This window comes from Bacteroides sp. 3_1_23 (genome assembly GCF_000162555.1).
Classification (GTDB): domain Bacteria; phylum Bacteroidota; class Bacteroidia; order Bacteroidales; family Bacteroidaceae; genus Bacteroides; species Bacteroides ovatus.
In genome coordinates this window covers 1-1,715 of sequence record NZ_GG774965.1, presented here as the reverse complement: position 1 = coordinate 1,715, position 1,715 = coordinate 1, and the positions used below count along the sequence as shown (strand labels likewise).

Sequence of the window (1,715 nt, the reverse complement as noted above, 5' to 3'; positions counted from 1 at the left end):
AAACATAACTTTTCACACTCTACCTGTGAAAAAGTGTTGCAAACATAACGACTTAATCAAGATATAGCAATGCAGAATCGTACAAATGCATGGAAAATACCGTCTTTTGCACGATATTCCATGCTGTGGGAGCGATTTTCGATTAGTCCCTAATGACTATGAACCTTTTTGTTTCTATTTTATTGTATGGAAAATAGTAATTTATAAACCTAAAAATGATATGGCGAATTTTTCAATTGTAGTTGTTCCAACTAAAAAATTATCAAATGGCAGACATCGAATAAGGATAGCCGTAGCACATCATTCTCAAACCAGATATATATCTACCCAATTTACTTTGGATTCTGCCAGTCAACTAAAAAATGGTCGAGTAGTAAGGCATGAGAATGCAGCGAATATGAATGCTTGTCTTCGGAAACTAATCAATGAGTATGAAGAAATTATTACATCGATCAGCTATTTACCAGCAATTTCATGTACCGAGCTTATACGTATAATTACTTATGAACAAAAGAAAAAAGGTATAACCTTTCAAGCTGTTGCAAAAGAATACATGAATTTCATGAAAGGAGAAGAGCGGGAGAAATCTTATAAACTTTATAAGATAGCTTCCGAAAGATTAGTCAAATATATGAAAGGGGATTTTCCTTTAATTCAATTGACACCTATACATATCCAAGAATTTGCCAAAGTTCTTCACGAGGAGAATCTGGCAGATACAACTATCAGAATATATCTGACTTTGATAAAGGTGATATTAAATTATGCCGGTAAGATGAATTATGTATCTTACTCCATTCATCCTTTTGTCCTCTTTAAGATGCCGGCAAGTAATGTGCGGGAACTTGATTTGTCAATAGATGAACTGAAGAGAATACGTGATGTCCGGCTTTTAAAGCCTTCTTTATCCATGGTGAGAGATATTTTTATGCTTACCTATTATTTAGGCGGTATCAACCTGAGAGATTTATTAGTATATGATTTTAAAAATAAGAACGATATGCGTTATGTGCGTCACAAAACACGTAATAGCAAGAAGGGAGAAAATGAAATTGTATTTACTTTGCAGCCTGAAGCAAAAGTGCTCATAGATAAATATATGTCGAGAAATGGGCATTTGCAGTTTGGTAAATATTCATCTTATAAACAAATATATAGTTTAGTCTTCCGACATATAAATAAGGTAACAGAACTTTCGGGGGTAAAGAAAAAGGTTACTTACTATTCCGCCCGAAAGACATTTGCACAACACGGATATGATTTAGGCATTCAAATTGAAAAAATAGAATACTGTATCGGACACAGTATGAAAAATAACCGTCCTATCTTTAATTATATTAAGATTATGCAAGAACATGCCGATAAGGTGTTCCGTGCCGTACTTGACCAATTGCTATAGTATAGATAGTTTTTCACTGCTATTTTTAGTTCCTTCTTTTGCTAATCGATTTCATTCCGATCGCTATCCTTTTTTCGTTCCACTATAGTTATCCGCAAAGTACACTATAGTTACCCTTGCGGATAACTATAGTCAAACGCAAAGATAACTATAGTGGAACGAAGAAAGATTCGCATACCGGATAACTCATAATAGGTAAAAAAGATATTAATGGTACTAATTGTTCAAATCTTATCCTCAATTGATTGCTAGCTGTATGTAGTCGTTTGATGCGCAGGTAGTTATGTTTAAAAAGAGAATCTAACTTTTGTTTAAC

General features: G+C 33.6%; 1 protein-coding gene. It reads left to right on the top strand.

All coding sequences use genetic code 11. From position 1 onward, the window contains the following. Positions 1-220 precede the first annotated feature (220 nt). Complete coding sequence (locus HMPREF9010_RS00020) at positions 221-1,399, top strand: tyrosine-type recombinase/integrase (protein ID WP_004323749.1); 1,179 nt, start codon at positions 221-223, stop codon at positions 1,397-1,399. Positions 1,400-1,715 lie beyond the last annotated feature (316 nt).

Excerpts from the sequence above, each read along its gene's own strand:
- HMPREF9010_RS00020 (WP_004323749.1), top strand. The coding sequence starts at position 221 with ATGGCGAATTTTTCAATTGTAGTTGTTCCAACTAAAAAATTATCAAAT.